The organism is Pseudomonas sp. SIMBA_068, from assembly GCF_046534705.1.
Taxonomy (GTDB): domain Bacteria; phylum Pseudomonadota; class Gammaproteobacteria; order Pseudomonadales; family Pseudomonadaceae; genus Aquipseudomonas; species Aquipseudomonas putida.
In genome coordinates, this window is sequence record NZ_JAWRYI010000689.1 from 1 (window position 1) to 265 (window position 265).

Annotated in this window: 1 protein-coding gene; it reads right to left on the minus strand. The window is 56.6% G+C overall.

What is annotated here, in order from left to right; all coding sequences use genetic code 11:
- A partial coding sequence (locus SB756_RS31005) for an ABC transporter substrate-binding protein (protein ID WP_410913361.1) occupies positions 1–265 on the minus strand: 265 nt, incomplete at both ends.

Sequence of the window (265 nt, forward strand, 5' to 3'; positions counted from 1 at the left end):
TCCAGCCCATCATGACGGTCTGGTGCTCGCCTGCTTTGGCGCGCTTCAGATATTCGCCCCACTCGTAGGTGACGATTTTGGCTTTGACGCCAATCTTCGCCCAGTCGCTCTGGATCATCTCAGCCATGCGACGTGCATTCGGGTTGTACGGACGCTGAACCGGCATCGCCCACAGGTCGATTGAGAAGCCGTCTGCCATGCCCGCTTCTTTCAGAAGCGCTTTGGCTTTCTCAGGATCATAGGCGTAGTCTTTCACGTCGTCGTT